This is a genomic window from Coprobacter fastidiosus (genome assembly GCF_982245605.1).
Genome location: NZ_CEVCIF010000024.1, coordinates 1 through 20,758 on the forward strand (window position 1 = coordinate 1; position 20,758 = coordinate 20,758).

The following is a 20,758-nucleotide window of genomic DNA, read 5'->3' on the forward strand; positions in this document are numbered from 1 at the left end:
TAAAAGGGCGGCATGACAAAAAAAAGAAGGCATCCTTTTTAGACACCTTCTTTCTCTTTCCGATTCAATACAAAACTTTATTTCTTAATTCCACCTTTTGTTTGTTTTACCAATTGAATGCTTCCGTCTGGATTATAATACAATTTATCTACACAGATCGAACGCAGATTTCCCCTTCCTGAAATAGAACAATCATGATAAAACAAATACCATTCCCCTTTATATTCCACGATAGATCCATGACTCGTACCCGAACCCGTAGCCTCCAAAATCACTTCGCGATAAGTCCATGGTCCTAACGGGCTCGTACTGGTGGCATAATGCATCCTGTTTCCATTGGGATGAGGAACATTATCGGAATAAGACAAATAATAAATTCCGTTTCTCTTATGTACCCAAGCAGCCTCGTGAAAATCTGAAAGACCCTCCATCTTATGTGGTTTTTCCGCTAATTCTACCATATTATCTTTCAGTCTGGCGCCAATACATCTTCCGCCACCGCCATAATAAAAATATGCCTGACCATCATCATCCACAAATACACAAGGGTCGATCATGGCAAAAGCATCGCCGAGCCCTTCGATATACCCTTGCACTTTAAAATCTTTTGCCGGATACTTGCTCGTCGCAATTCCGACTTTCCATGTATTATTCCAATCCGTACCACTCGGATGTGGGAAATAAAAATAATAAGTACCGTTTTTATAAGCACAATCAGGAGCCCACATAAAACCTCCCTCAGGACGTCCCCACGGCACTTGACTCGAATTCAAAATCTCCCCATGATCAGTCCAGTTTACCATATCATCTGTAGAAAATACATGATAACGATCCATCAAGTCGCACCCTCGAGGCGGATCTACGTCATGTGAAGGATATACATACAAACGACCATCCTTCCACACATGGGCAGAAGGATCTGCTGTAAATATATGGGTTACAAAAGGGTTAGGGCCCAAAGTCACCGGTGTTTTTTTCTTTTTCTTATCATCCGCTCCAGACACCTCGAAAACCGTCATTCCGGCTACTGCGACCATTAGCAATGAGACAAACAGCAAATTTTTTTTCATATAATCATAATTTTAATGTGAATTAAATAATCTCTTCATCAGTTGTAAAAGCCAAAAGGTTTTCTGTTTTCAGTACTGGAAACAGGTCCTATTCTAAAATCTTTAAAAGACGGATCTCCATACAGAACGACCTCTTCCCCGGCTTTCAAATCCAAGCTAAAAAGAGTATCGGAAATTCGATCGATCTTATATCTCCGTTTCCCTTTTTGATACAGTTCCCCCGAAAAATCACACTCGATCAAACACGGTTCTCCCGCCAAACTGTGAACACGTATCCATGCGACCTTACCGTTTTTACGAACGGCACTCACTTCAAAAGCTCCTTCTGCCAGTAAATTATCAAAAGCGAAGTCCCTCCATATTCCGGGAATCGCCGGAAAAATACGAATTTTACCGCCCCAGCTCTGCAATGCCATATCCAATAAAGCCCGAGCACCCGAAAGAGGAGTCTCTATAACCGGATTCCCGCCCTCCTGATAGCAAGTATTCGGCTGCATCGACTTTTGCATAAATTCCTCCAAATAAGCTAAAGCCTTATCCCCTTCCCCGACAGAAGCATACAAAGAAGCCGCTCCTGTACGCGAATATCCTTCAAGAGCACCTTTTATACTTTGCCAATGGTTTACACTCTTAACGATCATCTCTTTACCTCCCGGTTGGTCTCGGTTTACAAGATATAGCGGATAAGCCATCAACAAATGAGAATAATGTCTGTGCGACATATCATACGGTCGATTCCGACCTATCATCCAGCCTTCATCCGGATCGGAAGGGAAATCAGTCAGTCTTGCATAAACATCTTTCCAACGGGAACACAAATCATCTTTTATTCCCAATATAGAATCAGCTTCCAAAAGTGTTTTACATCCCCATTTCAACAACGACAGATCAAAATTGCAATCCGAGGCGCTGCCGTATTCCGGAGAATAGGTAGAAGGCAGATGAAACCGCTTATCATCTTCTTCTTTCAAAAAATGCAGATAATAGTTGACCGAACGTTTCAATATAGGAAACAACTTTTTTAAAATTTCCTTATCCATCGAATACCGATATTCCAGCCATATATTATGACAAGCCCATGTCAATAACCCGATTTCCGGACCGTCTTTCGACGCTCCGGCTTCACGTACCCATCCGACCAAATCAGGAGCTGTAGCCCGTGCTAAAGCAGCAGAATTATATCTATATTTCTTCGGAACATTTAGAATCAAGTTCTTTTCTCCTGCAAAAATCGTATTGGACAAAGAGCGGGAAAGTTCCAAATGATTAGAAGGATAAGTTGTCCAATAGGAAAGCTGCACATTCAAATTCCACCATGCAGCAGGCCATTGCGTCAAAGCCATCCATGGTCCTGTATTATCGATAATCCCCCGATCCGCACGGGTAGCCGATCCCAATTTATATAATTGTATCCAATAAAAATTCTCGATTCTCTTATCCGGTAAAGAAATAAAACTTTTCTGATAAAAGTTATTCCACCACTCCCGATGCGTCTTTTTCAACTTCGAATAAGAAGGTTTCAAGATCCGGTCAAGATATTCTCGAGACAATTGCAAAGCATTATGTTCAGGATAAGAATGGGCGCAAGTCACATATAGACTCCGGGCACTGCCTTTTCCCGAAATATGCCAACGGACAGCAGTCTGTCCGCCATTCAAATAAGTAAACAATGCCGTCCGGTTTTCTTCATCCACAACAGCCGGAGCATTTTCTTTATATTCCCGTACCACCTTTGAAGTATTCCCGCTTGCTTTAAACTTATCATACCGAGGAGAATTCGGAGAATCCGAGACCCATTGCCATGTAAACCCGTTTTCTCCGGACGACGCATCAGTCTTTACGATAATCCCCATATCAAGCGAATGCACAAAAACTTCAAATCGTATCGAGCCTTTATCCGTTATAATTGTCCCTGACGTCTCCGCATTATAAATATCCGTACGCATGTCACACTTCAGAATGCGACCGCACGGCTTCATCAAAAAATGTCCGATCATAAGACGAGAACGATTGAACAATATATTTCCGTCTCCTGTCTCAGGTACGGCACGATGATCGTGAACATCGCTCCGGCACACCTCAAAACGCATCGAATTGCAATCTTTTTCATACACGATATACGTGCCTAACATTCCATTCCCCATAAAAGGAGACTGCCAGAGTTTCTCCGGTAAACGATTCCAAAGCAAGTCATATTTTGCCAGATAATTTTTCCAATCCAGATGTAGAAGCGTGGAACTCGCAAAAAGACATTTCGGGAATAAAAACGCAATGAATAATAGAGAGAAAAAACGTAATTTTAAATTCATAATCGTATATGTGTGTGTGTTTATCATTCCGGTACGAAACAAGTGCAAAAAAAGAACGCAACAATTAAAATCCCGATTAAAAAAAACTTAGCAGGAAAAGATTTTATATATATCTCCTGCTATTTAATCTATTTTAAGAATCCGAAAATATTCTACCTCGGTTTCTTTCCGAAAAAATTATCTGTATCGACAATTAGCAGACCGCTATTTCAAGAAAACAAATAAAATTCATAAAAGAGTAGAATCTTAGACGGTAGGCATTAAGAATACACGATAAAAACTGACCGGAAGAAAACGCAAAGAAGACCTGACAATATTTTTTTGTCGGAAAATTCAGACGACTGGCTCTTATTGCTGTTCCCCATTCTGTTCAGGGAAAAGCAGTACGACACTATTATTGTTAAAATATCGGGATATTTGTCCCGGAAGCTTTTCAAAAGAAGAGTCATAAGAAATCGCTCCCTGCCGTGCCGAAACAATCACCAACAAACATTCATAATTCATTTGTCCGGTCAGTATAAGCAAATCTTCCCAACTGACAAGGTCGGTATAAACAGCATCTATATCCCGATGTTTCCTTCGAATATATTTACGAATATATCCCGATGTTTGCGGATGTGCATAAAAATGAATCTGACAACCTAAATGCCCGCTTATACGGCACAAATGGGAAATCCATTTAACAAATCCGCATTCAAATTCCGCCTTCGGAGGAACAGCAACAATAATACATTGCAAAGAAGTGACCGGAATATGAAAACGGGCTATCATAATTTGCATGCACGTTTTTTTCAACAGATTTTCAGACAACGTTCCCAGAAACGAATCGACAATACTCTTCCTATGATGCAATCCGATAATAATGTCCGTTACGTCATGCTCTTTTGCCGTATGAAAAATACCGGTCGCAATATTCATGTCAAAACGCATTACGGTCTTCGGCTCTACATCCGCTTCTGTCATTATTTGGGTGGCCCGTTCCAAAGCATGTTTCCCTTGAAGTTCTTGTTTCAATGAATCATTATTGTCATTTATTACGTTAAGAGCGACAAAATTGTCTCTGTCTTTCTTATCCCTTAACAACAAAGAAAAGCCGACAAGCTGTTCCAAAGTTCTGGGATTAGCAAGAGAAATCAAAAATTTTTCCCTTTTCTGTACCTTTTCGCCGACCACCTCGACCGCACTATCCATTACGATACGTTTCGCGGCATACTCGGTAATAAACGAACTTACTACACATGTTACAAGGATCAATAAAATCGTACCATTCAGAACATCTTCATTCAGCAAACGCTGTCCATCAGGAAGAATAATATTATACCCTACCAATACGGCAGCTAATGTTGCGGCAGCTTGCGCATTACTCAATCCGAACATCAACTCCCGCTCGACAGCCCGCATTTTATATATCTTCTGAGTCAACCAAGAAGCAATCCATTTTCCCGAAAGAGCTACGACAATCATTACAAAAGCTACTTTAAGTGAATCAAAATGTCCGAATAACACTTTAATATTAATCAACATTCCTACTCCAATCAGAAAATAAGGAATGAACAAAGCATTACCGACAAACTCCAAGTGACTCATCAAAGGAGAAACATGAGGTATCAACTTATTTAAGACCAATCCGACAAGGAATGCGCCGAGAATCCCTTCCATTCCGATAAGCTCCATCAATCCTGCGCCCAAAAACACAAGAGCCATGACAAAGATATATTGCACAATGTTATCATTATAGCGATGGAAAAACCATCGACAAATACGAGGGAAAAGATACATGATAACCAAACTCAATACAACCACCTTCACAAGCAGCCACACCCAAAACAGATCAGATGCTTCTTCCTTATATAAACCGCTTATTACCGCCAATACCAACAATGTCAACGTATCGGTGACGGCAGTTCCCCCCACGGCAATGCCGACAGAGCGCTGGCTATTGATGCCATATCTGAGAACTATCGGATAAGATATCAAGGTGTGCGAAGCATACATACTGGCAAGCAGCACAGAGGTCACGAGGCTATATTCAAGCAAATGCATATTAGTCCAAATCCCTATACCCAGAGGAAATATAAAAGCAAGAAGCCCCAACACCGTAGCCTTAACTCGGATACTTTTAAAATCCTCCATATTCATTTCCAGACCTGCCAGAAACATTATATAGTATAACCCCACTTTTCCGAACAAATCAAAACTGCTATCTTGTTTCAAAATATTGAAACCATGCTGTCCTACAAGGACTCCTGCCAAAATCAGCCCGACAATATGAGGAATATGCAAACGCTCCAATATCACCGGAGCGAAAAGAATGATGACAAGTACGAGAAAGAATATTAAAGTCGGATCGGTAACAGGTAACTGTAAACTAAATTCTGAAAACTGCATACTTTTAAACGGATTGCGAATCGATTTTGTAAATAACTACCCGACAGATTATTATACACCGGAACTATACTCTCCCCAATATCAAAGAATTTTACCGAAATAAAAATCCAACACCTCTTTAGCTGCAGTAAAAGGACTTTGTATCGAATGCAAAACTCTATTTTCTTTTTCTTGAAGCAACGATACGATTTCAGAGTTTTGATAAAAATGAGATTTCAACTGATCATTTATGGTTTCCAGCATCCAATATTTTGCCTGTTCTTGACGTTTATGCTCAAAATAACCGTTCTTCTTAACAAAAGCGATATATTCATCAATCATATTCCACACTTCTCCGATACCGATCTCATAGTACCCGGAATAAGTCAGCACTTGCGGTATCCAACCGGACGGAGTCGGTGGAAAAAGATGCAACGCATTGCGAAAATGTGCTTGTGCAAGTTTCGCCTTTTCAATATTACTGCCGTCTGCTTTGTTAATCACGATTCCATCAGCCATCTCCATAATTCCCCGCTTAATTCCCTGTAACTCGTCACCTGTTCCGGCCAACTGTATTAAAAGGAAAAAATCGACCATAGAATGCACCGCTGTTTCAGACTGCCCGACTCCGACAGTTTCCACAAATATATTATCGAATCCGGCAGCCTCACATAAAACGATCGTTTCACGGGTTTTACGAGCTACACCTCCCAAAGATCCGGCAGAAGGTGAAGGCCTTATAAAGGCATTATCTGCAACAGAAAGTTTTTCCATCCGGGTTTTATCTCCCAAAATACTTCCTTTTGAAAGCTCGCTACTCGGGTCTATCGCCAACACGGCAAGTTTACCTCCTTTTTTAAGAACATGAAGTCCGAACGCATCGATCGATGTACTTTTACCCGATCCGGGAACACCGGTGATGCCTACTCGTACCGAGCTCCCTGCATAAGGCAGACATTTCTCGATTACTTCTTGCGCAAGTATCTGATGATCGGGCAAATTACTTTCTACCAACGTAACAGCCTGACTCAACACCGTAATATCACCCTTTAAAATATGCTCGGTATATTCGGCTGCCGTATATTGCCGCCTGCGAACCTTTCTGATTTTATTTAAATACGGATTTACGGCAGGAGGTTGTGCTACACCCTTATTAACCGCTAATCCCTCATATTTATTATCGTTCTCGATGTGTTCCATAGTAATAATTCTCCAATAAAATAATATATTATTCAAATGTCGCAACAACAGGCAATGATATCGTAGGCCTTGCAGGGTCGTTAGTAATAATGAAAATGCAATGGTTCAATAAGCGGCTGCGAGATTTCGAAGGCCTCACCGTTATTTTCATATCTATCGATTTTCCTGACTGTATACTCATCTGCGGGAGAGATACCGAAACAACTTGCGATTCGTTATTGACCTTGCGGATCTGGAGATTAGAAACGCCTGTATTAGTCAAACTCACCGATTTAGAAACTGCAGTATTTCCTTTTATAGTTCCGAAATCCACTAAATCGTTACCGATTTCGAGATGAGGAGCTTTTGCAATTTGGTCGGGAGTCATTCCCGAATAATCTTCCTGAATATCTGCAGAAACAGTTATTTTATTTTGAGGCTGCGGTTTATCGGAAGAAGGCAACTTTACCCAAAACTCATCCCGGCGGATTCCCCAATCCTTAGCCCTGTCGGCATGATAAGTTATCAATATCCGGCCTTTTTCTCCCGGAGACAAAGTCTCAGGCAATACCGAAACGTCCAAATGGCGAGGAACTTTGTCAAATTCTAATGTGAGAGGCATCTTTCCGTTGTTTATAATATCGATCTTCTCCACTTTGGTTTTATTGGTATATACTTCAAAAAAGGGAACATGTACGGCTTTCAGCCCCAAAGTCCCCATCGTATGTCCGTAAGCCGGAGCGACACTACGTTGGACCGGAATCACACTCCCCTTAATTATCAAAGTCGTACGTTCCGGATCGGTATTGGCATACACCGAAATATTCTTCTCAAAACTGCCGGGACGCCCTACTGCATTATAAGTCACTTTTATTTGCCCGCTGTCGCCCGGAGCTACCGGCTGCATCGGAAATTCAGGACGAGTACACCCGCACGATGCCGTCGCACGAGTTATAATCAATGGCGCATCCCCCGTATTCACAAACGAAAAAACACAACTTACACTCCCCAGTTTTTCAGAAAAAGAACCGAAATTATGCGTTGTCTCCAAAAAAGATATTTTAGCCGTCTTTTGTGCATAAACTCCGGAAACGAACAGAACTGCAAATAGCAATAAGGTAGCACTCCGTCTTATCATAAAATTCGTTTTTTAAGGTTTTGGGATCACTGTTCCTGTAATTAACAATACCACCCGTTCCGGCTCTCCATTGGTATATACATAAATATTTTTCGAGAAACTGCCGGGACGGCCTTTCGGCTGATAAGTCACTTTGATCTGACCTTCTTTACCGGGGGCAACCGGCTTTACCGGATATTCGGGCTTGGTACACCCGCAATTTGCCGAAGCACGGGTAATAATCAACGGGGCATTTCCTTTATTGATAAATGTAAATACATGGGACACATCACCATTTTCCTCAGCTATCTCGTGAAAATCATACTTTGTCTGCTTAAATTCTATTTCAGCTTTTTTTTGAGCCAAAAGGACAGATGTTGCACACAACAACAAAATCATCAAACAATAAATACGCTTCATAATCGTTTTTAATTACATTAGACAATCACAAAAATACAATTTTATGTTTTAAAGACTCTCCTCTTTGCAAAGTTTATCATAAATAAACCGAAAAAGGGAAGCCTCATATATGCCGGTCTGAATCTTAGGACAAAAATTATATATTTAAACTCTTTTGATCTTGTATAAAATGCAGACAGATGCTAACAAATTGGTATCTTTACCGACAAAACAAATAACAGTATGACCGATAATACAGTTCATTATTATAACCATTTGCTCGAAGTAACACAGCAAGCCCTTGTACGTATTCGAAAAAAAATCTACAGCATCGGAACTTTACGTCTATGCTGGGTTATTCTGACTTTAACCGTTCTTTATTTCTTATGGGGATACAATACCGGAATTATTATCGGTACAATTATTGCCGGTATAGCTTGTTTTTTAGGAATGATGCGTATCCATGATCGTTTTTTTGCCCGAAAAAGTTTTTTGGAAGCAAAGATTTCCATTTGCAAAAAAGAGCTGCAACTGAAAAGATATGATTTTGAAGGAATCGATACCGGAAAAGAATATATAGATCCGACACATGACTTTTCGAACGATTTGGATATTTTCGGAAAAAAATCTCTTTTCGCCTATCTGAACCGAAGTGCATCCATCATTGGACAGCAAAAACTAGTCGAATGGATAACCCATCCGCTAACCGATCCCGATAAAATACGCAACAGGCAACAGGCGGTCGAAGAACTTTCTTTATTGACTGAGCTCCGAATCGACTTCTTGGCAAACGGAATAACCTCCCGGGAAAGTAAAACAGATGCACAGATTATTTCAGAATTATCGAACGATTCACCGATTTATGTTTCTAAATGGCTACACATAATCTTGTCTTTTATCCCTTGGATTTTCGGAATTCTAATCCTGATGTGGATCTTCGGTGTCGGGACGGGAAACTATATCCTTTTCCTATTTTTAACATGTTTCTGCTATGCGACAATTCTTTCCGGACGAGTAAGCCGTACACAGAACAAACTGAACGAAGGGCTGAAGTCTTTAAATACTTACGCCGGACTTATCGAACAACTCGAAAAATCGGAATTCTCGAGTTCGCTACTTCAGAACATCCGTACAGATTTGCACACAGAGGGGATTCCCGTATCATCCCGCATAAAACAATTAGGAAAATATCTGCGTAACCTTGATCAAAGATACAATGCCATAGGATTTGCAATATTAAACGGATTTTTCCTCTGGGATTTCAAACAGTTGGCAGCAATAGAAAAATGGATACGCAACAACGGGAAATTTCTACCCGGATGGATAGAAACTATTGCCCGTTTCGACGCTCTCTGCTCTCTCGCCACATTCCGGTTCAATCATCCTGAATATACATTTCCCGTATTAAATGACAACGATAATCCGGTAATGAAAGCAACGGAATTAGGACATCCGCTGATAGAACCCGAACGATGTGTTTGCAATCCTGTAAAGATGCTGCAACGCCCCTCTTTCCTCGTAATAACAGGAGCTAATATGGCAGGGAAAAGCACTTATTTGAGAACGATCGGAATCAATCATCTTTTGGCATGTATCGGTGCACCAGTCTGTGCAAAAGAGATGCAACTGTCTCCATGCAAATTATTTACAAGTTTACGGACAACAGACTCCCTGAGCGATCAGGAATCCTACTTTTTCGCTGAACTGAAACGGTTGAAACAAATTATAGACAGACTTGAATCGGGAGAAAAACTGTTCATCATCTTAGATGAAATATTAAAGGGAACAAATTCCACAGATAAGCAAAAAGGCTCTTTGGCTTTGGTTCAAAAACTGGTAAAACTCAATGCTGCCGGAGTTATTGCAACTCATGATCTGCTATTAGGAAGTTTAGCCGAAAAATGGCCGGACACTATCGAAAATTTCAGATTCGAAGCAGATATAAACGACAACGAGTTATCCTTTTCTTATAAATTGCAACCGGGAGTCGCACAAAATATGAATGCCTGCTTTTTAATGGGAAAAATGGGAATTATCCCGAAAGAATAGAAACTTGCCTAAGTGCCGATCTAAAATTTTTCAATAAACGAGGGTTTGATATAATCTATTTTTTGAATATCAAGACAATTTAATCGCCATTATATAATCATTCATATAATAACCGTTCCCTATCGGAAAATCCCCGCTACGGGCAACGGAAAATCCCATGCGCTCATAAAAAAACTTGGCTTTATTATTCCGGTTTACATTCAACTCTACCGTACTACATTCTCCGGGACAAAGAGATTTTACATAATCAAATACCAACCGCACGAGATGCTGCCCCACATGTTTCCCCTGAAAATCGGGAAGAACATATATTTTCTGCAAATGAAACAGCGTGTCTCCCTGCCGCTCGACCGAGACGTAACCGCAAGGCAAATCTCCTTCATAAGCGATGAAGAAAACATGACCATCCTCAATCTGTTGCTGAAGACTATCAACAGAATACATCCAGTCAAACATCCAGTCAAGCTGATCGGAAGAAAGAATTTCTTTATAAGTAGGCAAAAATGATCTTTCCGCCAAATTCCTGATTAGAGGAATATCTTCTATTCCGGCTTTTCTCGAACATATCATAATAGTTTATTTCAAAAAATCCGCTAATTCACTTACGGTCAGCATTTGCTGCGCTCCGGTAGTCATATTTTTTACCGTAATTTTACCGGCTGCGATTTCGTTTTCCCCGACAAGAGCCACGTATGGAATCTTCTTTGAATCGGCATATCCCATCTGCTTTTTCATTTTGGCCGCCTCCGGATAAATCTCTGTACGAATACCGCAACGACGCAACCGGAATGCATGTTCCATACAAATCGACTGTTCTTTTTCTCCGAAATTGACAAACATTATTTGCGTTGCAGACAATGAATCTTTCGGATATAAGTCGAGCTGATTCAATACGTCAAAAATACGGTCTGCACCGAAAGATATGCCTACACCTGAAACACCCGGCATCCCGAATACCCCGGTCAGATTATCATATCGCCCGCCTCCGGTAATACTGCCTATCTGAACATCGAGAGCTTTTACTTCCACAATAGCCCCGGTATAATAATTCAGACCTCTTGCCAAAGTAAGATCGATTTCCAAAACAGAACGCAAAGGAGACAGTTCCAAATGATCCAGAATATACTCCAATTCCGAAACACCCTTCAAACCGGTATCCGAATCGACAAGAACATTTTTCAAAGTAGCCAGTTTCTCACGATTCGATCCCTCCAGCAAGATAATGGGTTGCAACATGGCTACCGCCTTTTCCGATATGCCTTTTTCCCTCAACTCTTCGTTGACCTTCTCCAAACCGATTTTGTCGAGTTTATCGATTGCAACGGTTATATCGACAATCTTTTCAGGTTCTCCGATGACTTCGGCAATACCGCTCAATATCTTGCGGTTATTTAACTTGATGGCAACACGTATTCCGAAGCGGGAATATACCTCATCCATCAATTGCAACAATTCTACCTCGTTCAACAACGAATCAGAACCGACAACATCGGCATCGCACTGATAAAATTCACGATAACGGCCTTTTTGCGGTCGGTCGGCACGCCAAACCGGTTGTATCTGATATCTCTTAAAAGGGAAACCGATTTCATTCCGATGCATGACGACAAAACGGGCAAAAGGAACGGTAAGATCATAACGCAAACCTTTCTCGCACAACATGGAGGCAAGTTTGTTCGTATTACGAGCAGACAACACTTCATCCGTCACTCCTGAAAGAAAGTCTCCGGAATTCAGCACTTTGAACAACAGCTTGTCGCCTTCTTCTCCATACTTTCCCATCAAAGTAGAAAGATTCTCCATCGCGGGAGTTTCGATCTGTTGAAATCCGAATAAATGGAAAACTTCGCTGATTGTATCGAATATATAATTCCGTTTCGCCATCTCTTCCGGAGAAAAATCCCGGGTTCCTTTAGGTATTGCAGGTTTTGTTGCCATATTTCTTATTCTGAGATCCCCGAACAGGGACATTAACAATCAAAAGTATTTTTATATATGATTGCAAATATACGACTTTTTTATTTTCACGATATAGGGACATATAGATAAACTTTTTAACCTTCGGGACTTCCCGTTCCAAAACCTGCTTGAATCTTGCACAGACATTTTTGAAAGTCGTCTTCGCAGATGTTCTTCCTTTCCGATAAAGAATAAACAGCCTACCTGATGTATAAAAGACGGTAGAATAGAGCGGAAGAAAACACAAAGACTCCCCGATAGTATTTTTTATTGGAAAATTTATACATATTCTCCACCGGGCTCTTAAAAATAATGCTTATATTCGTATTTCAAGTTATAAACATAAAACCGAAAGCTATGAAACATTTTCCGGAATCAGAACTAATTATCAACCAAGACGGAAGTGCTTTTCATTTGCACGTACGTCCCGAACAATTATCGGATAAAATCATTCTGGTAGGCGATCCCGGCCGAGTAGATCTTGTAGCGTCATTTTTCGACACAAAAGAATGTGATATAAGCAGCCGTGAATTCCATACCATAACAGGTGCTTATAAAGGGAAACGCATCACCGTCGTTTCTCATGGAATAGGAACAGACAATATCGACATTGTTGTAAACGAACTGGATGCTCTTGCCAACATCGATTTTGAAACCCGGAACGAAAAGCCTGAATTCAAGCAACTGACAATGGTGCGTATCGGAACTTCGGGAGGCCTGCAACCCCATGTTCCCATAGGAACATTCGTCATATCTGAAAAATCGATCGGTTTTGACGGAGTATTGAATTTTTATGCCGGGCGCAATGACGTTTGCGATCTCGAATTTGAAAAGGCTTTCTGCAATTTTGTCGAATGGAACTCCCTGTGGGCTGCTCCTTATGTAATCGATGCAGATAAAGAACTGGTAGAGCAAATCGGGAAAGGCGAGATGGTAAAAGGTGTAACGATTTCTGCAAACGGGTTTTACGGACCTCAAGGACGGGAACTGAGGGTTCCTCTGGCAGACAAGAACCTGAATAAAAAAATAGAAGCGTTCAAGTATAAAGACGGACATGTGATCACTAATTACGAGATGGAAAGCTCTGCTCTTGCCGGGCTATCCAAGCTTATGGGACATAAAGCCATGACCGTATGCACGATTATCGCCAATCGCGTAGCCCACCATGCCAATAGCAATTATAAAAATTCGATCAAAGATCTTATCGAAATAGTTTTGGATCGTATATAACAAGACGGACTCTTTTCTAAAGAAAAGAGTCCGTTATTTTTTCTTCGAAGAGAAATTTCATCATTTAATTTCGATCTCTTCTTTCAGATCTATCTCACTGTTATTCCCATCATAAAATTTATATTCCAGAAACGCGAGAGATTGATTCGGTATCAACTTGAAGCGGAATGCATATTTGCATCTCCATTGCCATTTCAGGGAAAAAAATCCCTTATTAATAAACGCCGCAATAAAAGGATGTACATGTAAAGAGAACTTCTTTACTTTGAGCTTATGTACTAAATAAGATATCTTATCTTCAAGACGGTCGGTAAAAAGGATTGAAGGGCGAATCGTACCCTTCCCATAACAAGTAGGACAATCTTCACTGGTATTTATATCCAATGCCGGACGTACCCTTTGACGGGTAATCTGCATTAATCCGAATTTACTTAACGGCAAAATGTTATGTCTGGCTCTGTCCTGTGCCATTAATTCTTTCATCCGGTCATACAACTTCTGACGATTATCAGGCTCCATCATATCGATATAATCGATAACGATAATCCCCCCCATATCTCTCAGTCGCAATTGACGGGCAATCTCCTCTGCAGCGGCAAGATTCACATCCAATGCGTTACTTTCCTGGCCGGCGGTCGATTTTGACCGATTACCGCTATTCACATCGATGACATGCAATGCCTCGGTATGTTCTATAATCAGGTATGCCCCGTTCTTAAACGAAACCGTTTTTCCGAATGAAGATTTTATTTGTTTGGTAATAGCAAAGTTATCAAAAATAGGGAGATTCCCCTTATACAGTTTGACAATATCCTTCCGTTCGGGAGCAATCAAGCTCACATAATTATAGATCTGCTGATAGGCATCCTCATCATTGACATATATATTTTCAAACGACGGACTGAAAATGTCCCTCAAAACGCCCACCGTACGACCGGTTTCTTCAAAAATAAGAGAAGGAGTTTTAGCCTTTTGCAATTTTACCAGACAATCTTCCCAACATTTGACCAAAGTCTTTAACTCATTGTCCAGCTCGGCAACTCGTTTATTTTCTGCAACAGTACGCACGATTACTCCAAAATTCTTTGGCTTAATACTCTGTATCAACTGTTTCAGACGCGCTTTTTCCTCGTTAGACTTTATTTTCTGAGAAATCGAGACCTTATCGGAAAAAGGCAGCAACACCAGAAAACGACCTGCAAAAGAAATTTCCGCAGTCAACCGAGGGCCTTTGGACGAAATCGGTTCTTTAGATATTTGCACCAAGATTTCTTGTCCCACTTTAAGCGTTTCGCTTACCGTACCCTCTTTATCGATCTCCGGCAACATGTTAAATTTCGAGATCGACAAAACCCGCTTACGATCCGAAAGCGACTGCTTAATAAACTTCTCGCATGAGTTAAATTGAGAACCTAAGTCCAGATAATGAAGAAAAGCATCTTTTTCATAACCTACATCCACAAATGCGGCATTTAGTCCAGGCATCAGCTTCTTCACCCTTCCCAAATAAATATCGCCTACCGAAAACGATATATTCCGGGCTTCTTTCTGCAACTCTACAAGACGCTTGTCATCGAGCAAAGCGATCGAAACCTCCTTGGGTTGGACATCAACTACTAATTCAGTGGACACATCAATACGTTTTAGGTTATTGTTAAATGCTAAATACAAATAATACGACTTGTTAAAACAGAGGACTATAAAGAACAAAGAACAAACTTTTGAATGTTCTTCCATAAGTTTGCTCTTTGGGTTCTCTGTTTCTTTATGAAAAGACAGACATTATTTTTTCTTCTTATGTCTATTCTTTCTCAGTCTTTTTTTGCGCTTATGCGTGGACATCTTGTGTCCTTTTCTTTTTTTTCCGCTTGGCATGATCTTATGCGTTTAAATAATTAATACTATAATAAATTACTTCACTTCTCCCATGAAAGTTTTAGCAGGTTTAAATGCCGGGATATTGTGTTCCGGAATAATAATCGTCGTATTTTTAGAGATATTTCTTGCAGTTTTCTGAGCTCTTTTTTTCACAATGAAGCTTCCGAATCCTCTCAGATACACATTATCACCTTTTGCCAACGAGCTTTTTACCGAATCCATGAATTGTTCTACTGTTGCCAGAACGAGCGCTTTTTCAATTCCTGTGTTTTTTGAAATCTCGTTTACAATGTCTGCCTTAGTCATTTTTCTACGATTTTTTTATTATGATTATATAATTCTTTGTTTATAATTTTTTGGCTTGCAAATATATAGCTTTTTCTTTTCACAAGAAAAGGAAACTCCCATATTTTTACAAAAACCATTATTTCTCCATGTTCCGAACAGAACGTGACTGCAAATATCGTAATAATTTTTCAAACAAACACCCTTATATACAATAATTAAAGAATATTTTACCCTTAGAACCTGACTGAATTCTCCGACAAAAAATATTATCCGGTCATTTTTGTGTTTTCACTCGTCAGATAGCGAGTTATCTGACGAGTGAAACAGAAAATGCACATAATCAATATTCAGGATAAATAGTCGACACTATCATAGTATAGTTGTGACCGGGATTATCGATATCTTTAAAAGTTATACTAATAAAAAGCCCACTACCATATCCATATGGGGCAATACCGTATGGAATGTTATATATAGACGACGAACCACTATCTCCGGCTCTTTTATAGCCGATATGTTCATACGTATCCTTTTCGGTCGCATAATTGTATATATGCACAGTAACTTCGTATGTACCACTTGCAATAGTGTAATCTATTTTACATCTATCTTTTCCAACCCGTACAACCTCTGCATTTACATATTTACCGAAAGTAGTTATTTCAGTCTCCTTGTAATAGGTTACTTTCCCGTTTTCTTCTGTATATGGACGCAAATAATAAGTGGTGGCATCTTCCAACCCGCTTAATAACAATACAGCATTTCCCTTAGGATCAACTTTCGACTGTTGAGTGGTCTTATCCTTAAATATAGTAGGGTGCGGAGAAGTACCATAGCAAATGCCTGCTTTCAGGTATTTGCTACTACTCGTATAATTTTCCGGATTTTTGTATTGTAATTTATACTTTAAATAATCTTCAACCCTATTAGTAGTAATATTATTCCTAGCAATCTCTTCAAATGATACGTATAAAACATCGCTTTCAGATTCTTCTGTTCCGATGCCGCCTCCGGGATTGTTTTCCGTTCCGTCTTTATCGGAATAGAGGTATGTTTCGTAAGAGTATTTTCCTGTCTGCTGATTGTATTGCCGCCATTCCAATTCATTCTTGATGAGAAGATCGACTTCGTATTGTTTTGTCGTTCCTTGATCGGAGGTCAGGTAAATCAGGCTTGTGGCAACATCTATCCGATATGAACCTCTCTCTTCCCGATAGCCGTTGTCGTTAGTGACAATCAGATATGTTTTGTCCGAATAAAATGTCAGATACTTCTCCGAACTTCGGAGTTTCCAGGAGTTGCATAGATAGGAGAAATCTACGTCTTCATCTCCGGTAGCCTCATCATCAAAATCGGATAATTCACCGGTATCGAACGTAAAATAACCTGATGCTTCCTGTTCGTATGTATTGCCATCCGAGCTGACTTTATCCGTACCGCTGAATGTTCCGCCATGTTCCGAGGTGAAGAGGATATTCAGTTCTTCGGTATGTCGTACTTGCTTGTCCAATATGGTTATCGTATAGCTTATTTTGAGTTTTGCCTGATTGTTTCCGGTTTTGTCATATCGACAACTTAAATTACCGAGTTCCCAATCTTGGGCGACCATTTTAAGTTCGTTTCGTGTTTGCAGTATCTTGACATACCAATTATCCATATCGGAGTCCCTGCTCAAGCACAGGTCTTTCCCTATGATAGAGGCGGGGGCGTAGCCTGTGTGTTCATTCCCCACTCCGTCTTCATCTCCGCATGCTATCATTAGCAAACAAGTACAAAACAGAAAAAATTTTATTACTTTCATATCAGAATGATTTTAGTGTAAATGTTCCTGAAATATTAGTTTTCTTGCCATTCGCATTTGTTTGTGTCCCGTTATAGTTTCCGCCCGAGTCCGAGGTAAAAATCAAATCGATTTGAAATGAGAATTTGGAATAGTGATAACTACCGTAATACGGGATATATGTCTTTTTTGTAGCATTAAAAGTGTATGTCGCCAAATTCTTCCCTGTAACGGTATAAGAATAGGATGGTGCATACTTGTCATAATCTACGGTGACGTTATTTACCGAGACTCCTTGTTTAAAATGTTCGTTATCCAATTTGACCGAGCCGTCTTTATTCTTCAGGACAAGTGTTTTGTTGATGATATTTTCGGGAGCATATCCACCGGATATCCCGTTTGTTCCTACCTCGTCATTCGAGTCTTCTCCACCGCAGGATGATAGTGAAATCAGGCAGCATTGCACTGCCATGATTCCGATTATGTATAAAAGTTTTGTTTTCATAGAGCTGTACACTAATTTATATTTATGACTTTAACCGCACAGTTTTCCGTCTTCACAATAAAAATGCCTTTCCCTTCAATCGGTCTATTTATCTCCGTGGATTCGGCTGTACCCCGATAGACCGGCTTGCCCATCGCATCATATATAGAGAAGATGTTTCCCGGTTTCAATCCTTTTATATGCAACATTCCATTATCGATCCATGCAGATAACGGATTATACGGGACAGCATTTATTCCCGACACATCCGATACCGTTACGATACAAGAAGCTGAACAATCCGCACCTTTTTCCGTTTCTACCGTCGCCGTTATCGTCGTCGTACCCGGAGCGACAGCAGTTATCACGCCTTTTGGGGAGACTGTAGCGACATTTTCGTTCGTACTGTTCCATAATATATTTTCATATTCGGCATTAAAAGGTTGCAAGTAGGTCTGTAAAACAGATTTTGAGCCTATGCGCAACTCTATTTTTTCTTTGTCGAAGTCTATGCTTTGAATCGTTGAAAAATTAGATATAATTCTTATCGGTATAGCAGTAGCGGTCGTCGTTTGATCTCCCAATTCCAATTGTCCATATGAATTATCACCCCATGCCCACAAACTGCCATCTGCTTTCATTGCCATTGTATGGGCTTCTCCTACAGAAGCAAAAATAACATTATCCATAATCTTTACAGGTGAATACCTATTCGTTGTCGTGCCATCTCCCAATTGCCCACAACTATTATAACCCCACGACCATAGGCTTCCATCCGTTTTTACAATCACTGTGTGCATTCCCCCTGCTCCCACAGAAACAGAGAGTACATCGTCCATAATCTTTACAGGCGAATACCTACTCGTTGTCGTGCCATCTCCCAATTGTCCATAGAAATTATCACCCCATCCCCATAAACTGCCATCTGTCTTTATAGCCATGGTATGCTCCCATCCCGCAGATACAGAAGCAACATCATCCATAATCTTTACGGGTGAATGCCTATCGGTTGTCGTACCATCTCCCAACTCTCCATTATAATTATATCCCCACGACCACAAACTACCATCTGTCTTTATAGCCATGGCATATCGTGCACCGGCAGAAATAAAAGCCACTTTATCCATAATCTTAGCAGGAGAGTTTTTCTCATCTCCAAACTGCCCATATTGATTATTACCCCATGCCCATAAACTGCCATCATTTTTTATTGCCATTGTATATGTCCATCCCGCAGATACAGAACGAACATTATCCATAATCTTAACAGGCGATTCTCGATCATCTATCGTGCCATCACCCAACTGTCCAGCCTGATTATCGCCCCATGCCCATAAACTGCCATCTGTCTTTATAGCCATCATATAATAAGTTCCTGCAGAAAAAGAAAGAACATCATACATATATTCAGGAAACATTTCGCCCCATATTACCAATTGTTTATTATCAGACAACAGCATAGAACTGTAATTATTTCCTAAATCCAAAACGACATTACTCACATCATATAATGCGAACATCGTAAACGAACTTGAATATGAGAAATTCGGTTCATTTAAGTCGGTCTTTACAGCATCGGCGGGCAGTGTAAATGTATATGATTTGTTATATTCCAAAGGCTCATCCGGAACAAAGTATAAGGTGTTTCCCGAAATGATTTTCTCTCCGGGAATCACCGTCGAGCCGTTTTTCAGTTTAATGTCATTCCATTTATCGCTTTCGCTTATTTCGGAATTGAAAGTAATAGAAGGTATAGCATTCCGGCCTACATTCTCGGCATTATTTTCCGGATAGCAACCGACTGTTTTAAGACCTGTAACCGTATAATCGGCGGTTACTACACTACTTTGCGTATAACCATCGCAATAAGCTATCGCTTTCAACGTTACATTCCGGTCGATCGGTATGGGTGATGAATAAACAAGGCTGTTTCGAGTAGGGACAGAACCGTCTAATGTATAATAAATGTCCGCATTATTCGAACCGGCAGTCAGAGTTACGGAAGAACCTTTCTCGAGTAATCCCGCTGCCGGATTTATCCGAAGCGAGAGTACCGGATTCTTGACAGTCACCCGACAAGTTGCCGATAATCCGTTACTCGTTCTTACCGTTATATTTGCAGACCCGGCCTCTCCTCCGAAAACTTTTCCCGATGCACTTACCGAGGCTACGGAACTGTTGCTCGAAGACCATGAGAGTTCCGTCTCTGCACCGGCCGGATAGAGAGTCGGCGTCAGCGTTGCAAAGTCTCCGACATTGAGGGTCAGACTGCTTTGCAGGGTAATATCCGTAGGGTCGGACGGATCGACATATATCGTAAAATCTTCCACAGCCGAGAAATAACGAGGAAAGTTCCCAATATATTGTATATACTCATATTCACATTGTACGATCACACGAGAGACGCCAATCGGCGCTAATACTTTAATCGTAGCTGTCGTTCCGATATATTCCGAAACAGCGATATAGGGAGAATATGACACCCATCTTATCGTATGGGTTAAAATACCGTCATGGGGTGTAAAACTCACCCTTTGAGAGTCCCCGACTTTCAGATGATAAGTACCTCCCGCCATTACCTGTATAGCCGGAAACAGTACAAAGATCAGAAAAAGCGTAAAAAATTTTTTCATTCGTGACATAATGGTC

The 20,758-nt window shown here is 40.5% G+C and carries 15 protein-coding genes; 2 read left to right on the top strand and 13 right to left on the bottom strand.

Annotation, left to right across the window (positions count from 1 at the left end; genetic code table 11):
- Positions 1–77: 77 nt before the first annotated feature.
- The 6 genes from AC0UMU_RS07630 to AC0UMU_RS07655 all read right to left on the bottom strand — a co-directional run bounded on the left by AC0UMU_RS07630 (position 78) and on the right by AC0UMU_RS07655 (position 8,462).
- A complete protein-coding gene (locus tag AC0UMU_RS07630; protein WP_288640768.1) occupies positions 78–1,070 on the bottom strand; it encodes a family 43 glycosylhydrolase in 993 nt (330 codons plus the stop codon).
- Between the two features lie 38 nt (positions 1,071–1,108).
- Positions 1,109–3,379 carry a glycosyl hydrolase family 95 catalytic domain-containing protein gene (locus AC0UMU_RS07635; RefSeq protein ID WP_472300964.1) on the bottom strand — a complete coding sequence of 757 codons (2,271 nt, stop codon included), beginning with the start codon at positions 3,377–3,379 and terminating at the stop codon, positions 1,109–1,111.
- Between the two features lie 348 nt (positions 3,380–3,727).
- Positions 3,728–5,767: a cation:proton antiporter gene (locus tag AC0UMU_RS07640; RefSeq protein ID WP_122304369.1), complete on the bottom strand. Its 2,040-nt coding sequence runs from the start codon at positions 5,765–5,767 to the stop codon at positions 3,728–3,730.
- 81 nt (positions 5,768–5,848) lie between these two features.
- Entirely contained in the window at positions 5,849–6,946 is a 1,098-nt protein-coding gene (gene meaB / locus AC0UMU_RS07645) for a methylmalonyl Co-A mutase-associated GTPase MeaB (protein WP_009319116.1), read from the bottom strand.
- Positions 6,947–6,974: 28 nt separating this feature from the next.
- Positions 6,975–8,063, bottom strand: coding sequence for a DUF1573 domain-containing protein (locus AC0UMU_RS07650; protein WP_473979907.1), 1,089 nt, complete (start codon positions 8,061–8,063; stop codon positions 6,975–6,977).
- A gap of 12 nt (positions 8,064–8,075) precedes the next feature.
- Complete coding sequence (locus AC0UMU_RS07655; protein ID WP_022600696.1) at positions 8,076–8,462, bottom strand: DUF1573 domain-containing protein; 387 nt, start codon at positions 8,460–8,462, stop codon at positions 8,076–8,078.
- Between the two features lie 222 nt (positions 8,463–8,684).
- On the opposite strand from AC0UMU_RS07655, the gene AC0UMU_RS07660 reads away from it, so the two are divergent.
- Positions 8,685–10,490, top strand: a complete 1,806-nt coding sequence (locus AC0UMU_RS07660) for a MutS-related protein (RefSeq protein WP_472300959.1) — start codon at positions 8,685–8,687, stop codon at positions 10,488–10,490.
- Positions 10,491–10,559: 69 nt separating this feature from the next.
- Here the strand turns inward: AC0UMU_RS07660 and AC0UMU_RS07665 are convergent, their stop codons facing one another.
- Together AC0UMU_RS07665 and hisS are read right to left on the bottom strand one after the other, a co-directional pair.
- Positions 10,560–11,060, bottom strand: a complete 501-nt coding sequence (locus tag AC0UMU_RS07665; RefSeq protein WP_472300957.1) for a GNAT family N-acetyltransferase — start codon at positions 11,058–11,060, stop codon at positions 10,560–10,562.
- Between the two features lie 6 nt (positions 11,061–11,066).
- Positions 11,067–12,428: a histidine--tRNA ligase gene (gene hisS / locus AC0UMU_RS07670; RefSeq protein ID WP_472300955.1), complete on the bottom strand. Its 1,362-nt coding sequence runs from the start codon at positions 12,426–12,428 to the stop codon at positions 11,067–11,069.
- A 378-nt stretch (positions 12,429–12,806) separates the two neighbouring features.
- On the opposite strand from hisS, the gene AC0UMU_RS07675 reads away from it, so the two are divergent.
- Complete coding sequence (locus tag AC0UMU_RS07675) at positions 12,807–13,679, top strand: nucleoside phosphorylase (protein ID WP_009319122.1); 873 nt, start codon at positions 12,807–12,809, stop codon at positions 13,677–13,679.
- Positions 13,680–13,739: 60 nt separating this feature from the next.
- Here the strand turns inward: AC0UMU_RS07675 and AC0UMU_RS07680 are convergent, their stop codons facing one another.
- The 5 genes from AC0UMU_RS07680 to AC0UMU_RS07700 form a co-directional block, all read right to left on the bottom strand.
- Entirely contained in the window at positions 13,740–15,311 is a 1,572-nt protein-coding gene (locus tag AC0UMU_RS07680) for an Rne/Rng family ribonuclease (RefSeq protein ID WP_039928655.1), read from the bottom strand.
- 279 nt (positions 15,312–15,590) lie between these two features.
- Positions 15,591–15,863 (bottom strand): HU family DNA-binding protein, encoded by a 273-nt coding sequence (locus tag AC0UMU_RS07685; protein ID WP_009319124.1) that lies wholly within the window; start codon positions 15,861–15,863, stop codon positions 15,591–15,593.
- Between the two features lie 322 nt (positions 15,864–16,185).
- Positions 16,186–17,646, bottom strand: coding sequence for a hypothetical protein (locus AC0UMU_RS07690; protein ID WP_472300952.1), 1,461 nt, complete (start codon positions 17,644–17,646; stop codon positions 16,186–16,188).
- Between the two features lies 1 nt (position 17,647).
- Positions 17,648–18,130, bottom strand: a complete 483-nt coding sequence (locus AC0UMU_RS07695; protein ID WP_302275755.1) for a hypothetical protein — start codon at positions 18,128–18,130, stop codon at positions 17,648–17,650.
- A gap of 11 nt (positions 18,131–18,141) precedes the next feature.
- Complete coding sequence (locus AC0UMU_RS07700) at positions 18,142–20,751, bottom strand: Ig-like domain-containing protein (RefSeq protein ID WP_302275753.1); 2,610 nt, start codon at positions 20,749–20,751, stop codon at positions 18,142–18,144.
- Positions 20,752–20,758 lie beyond the last annotated feature (7 nt).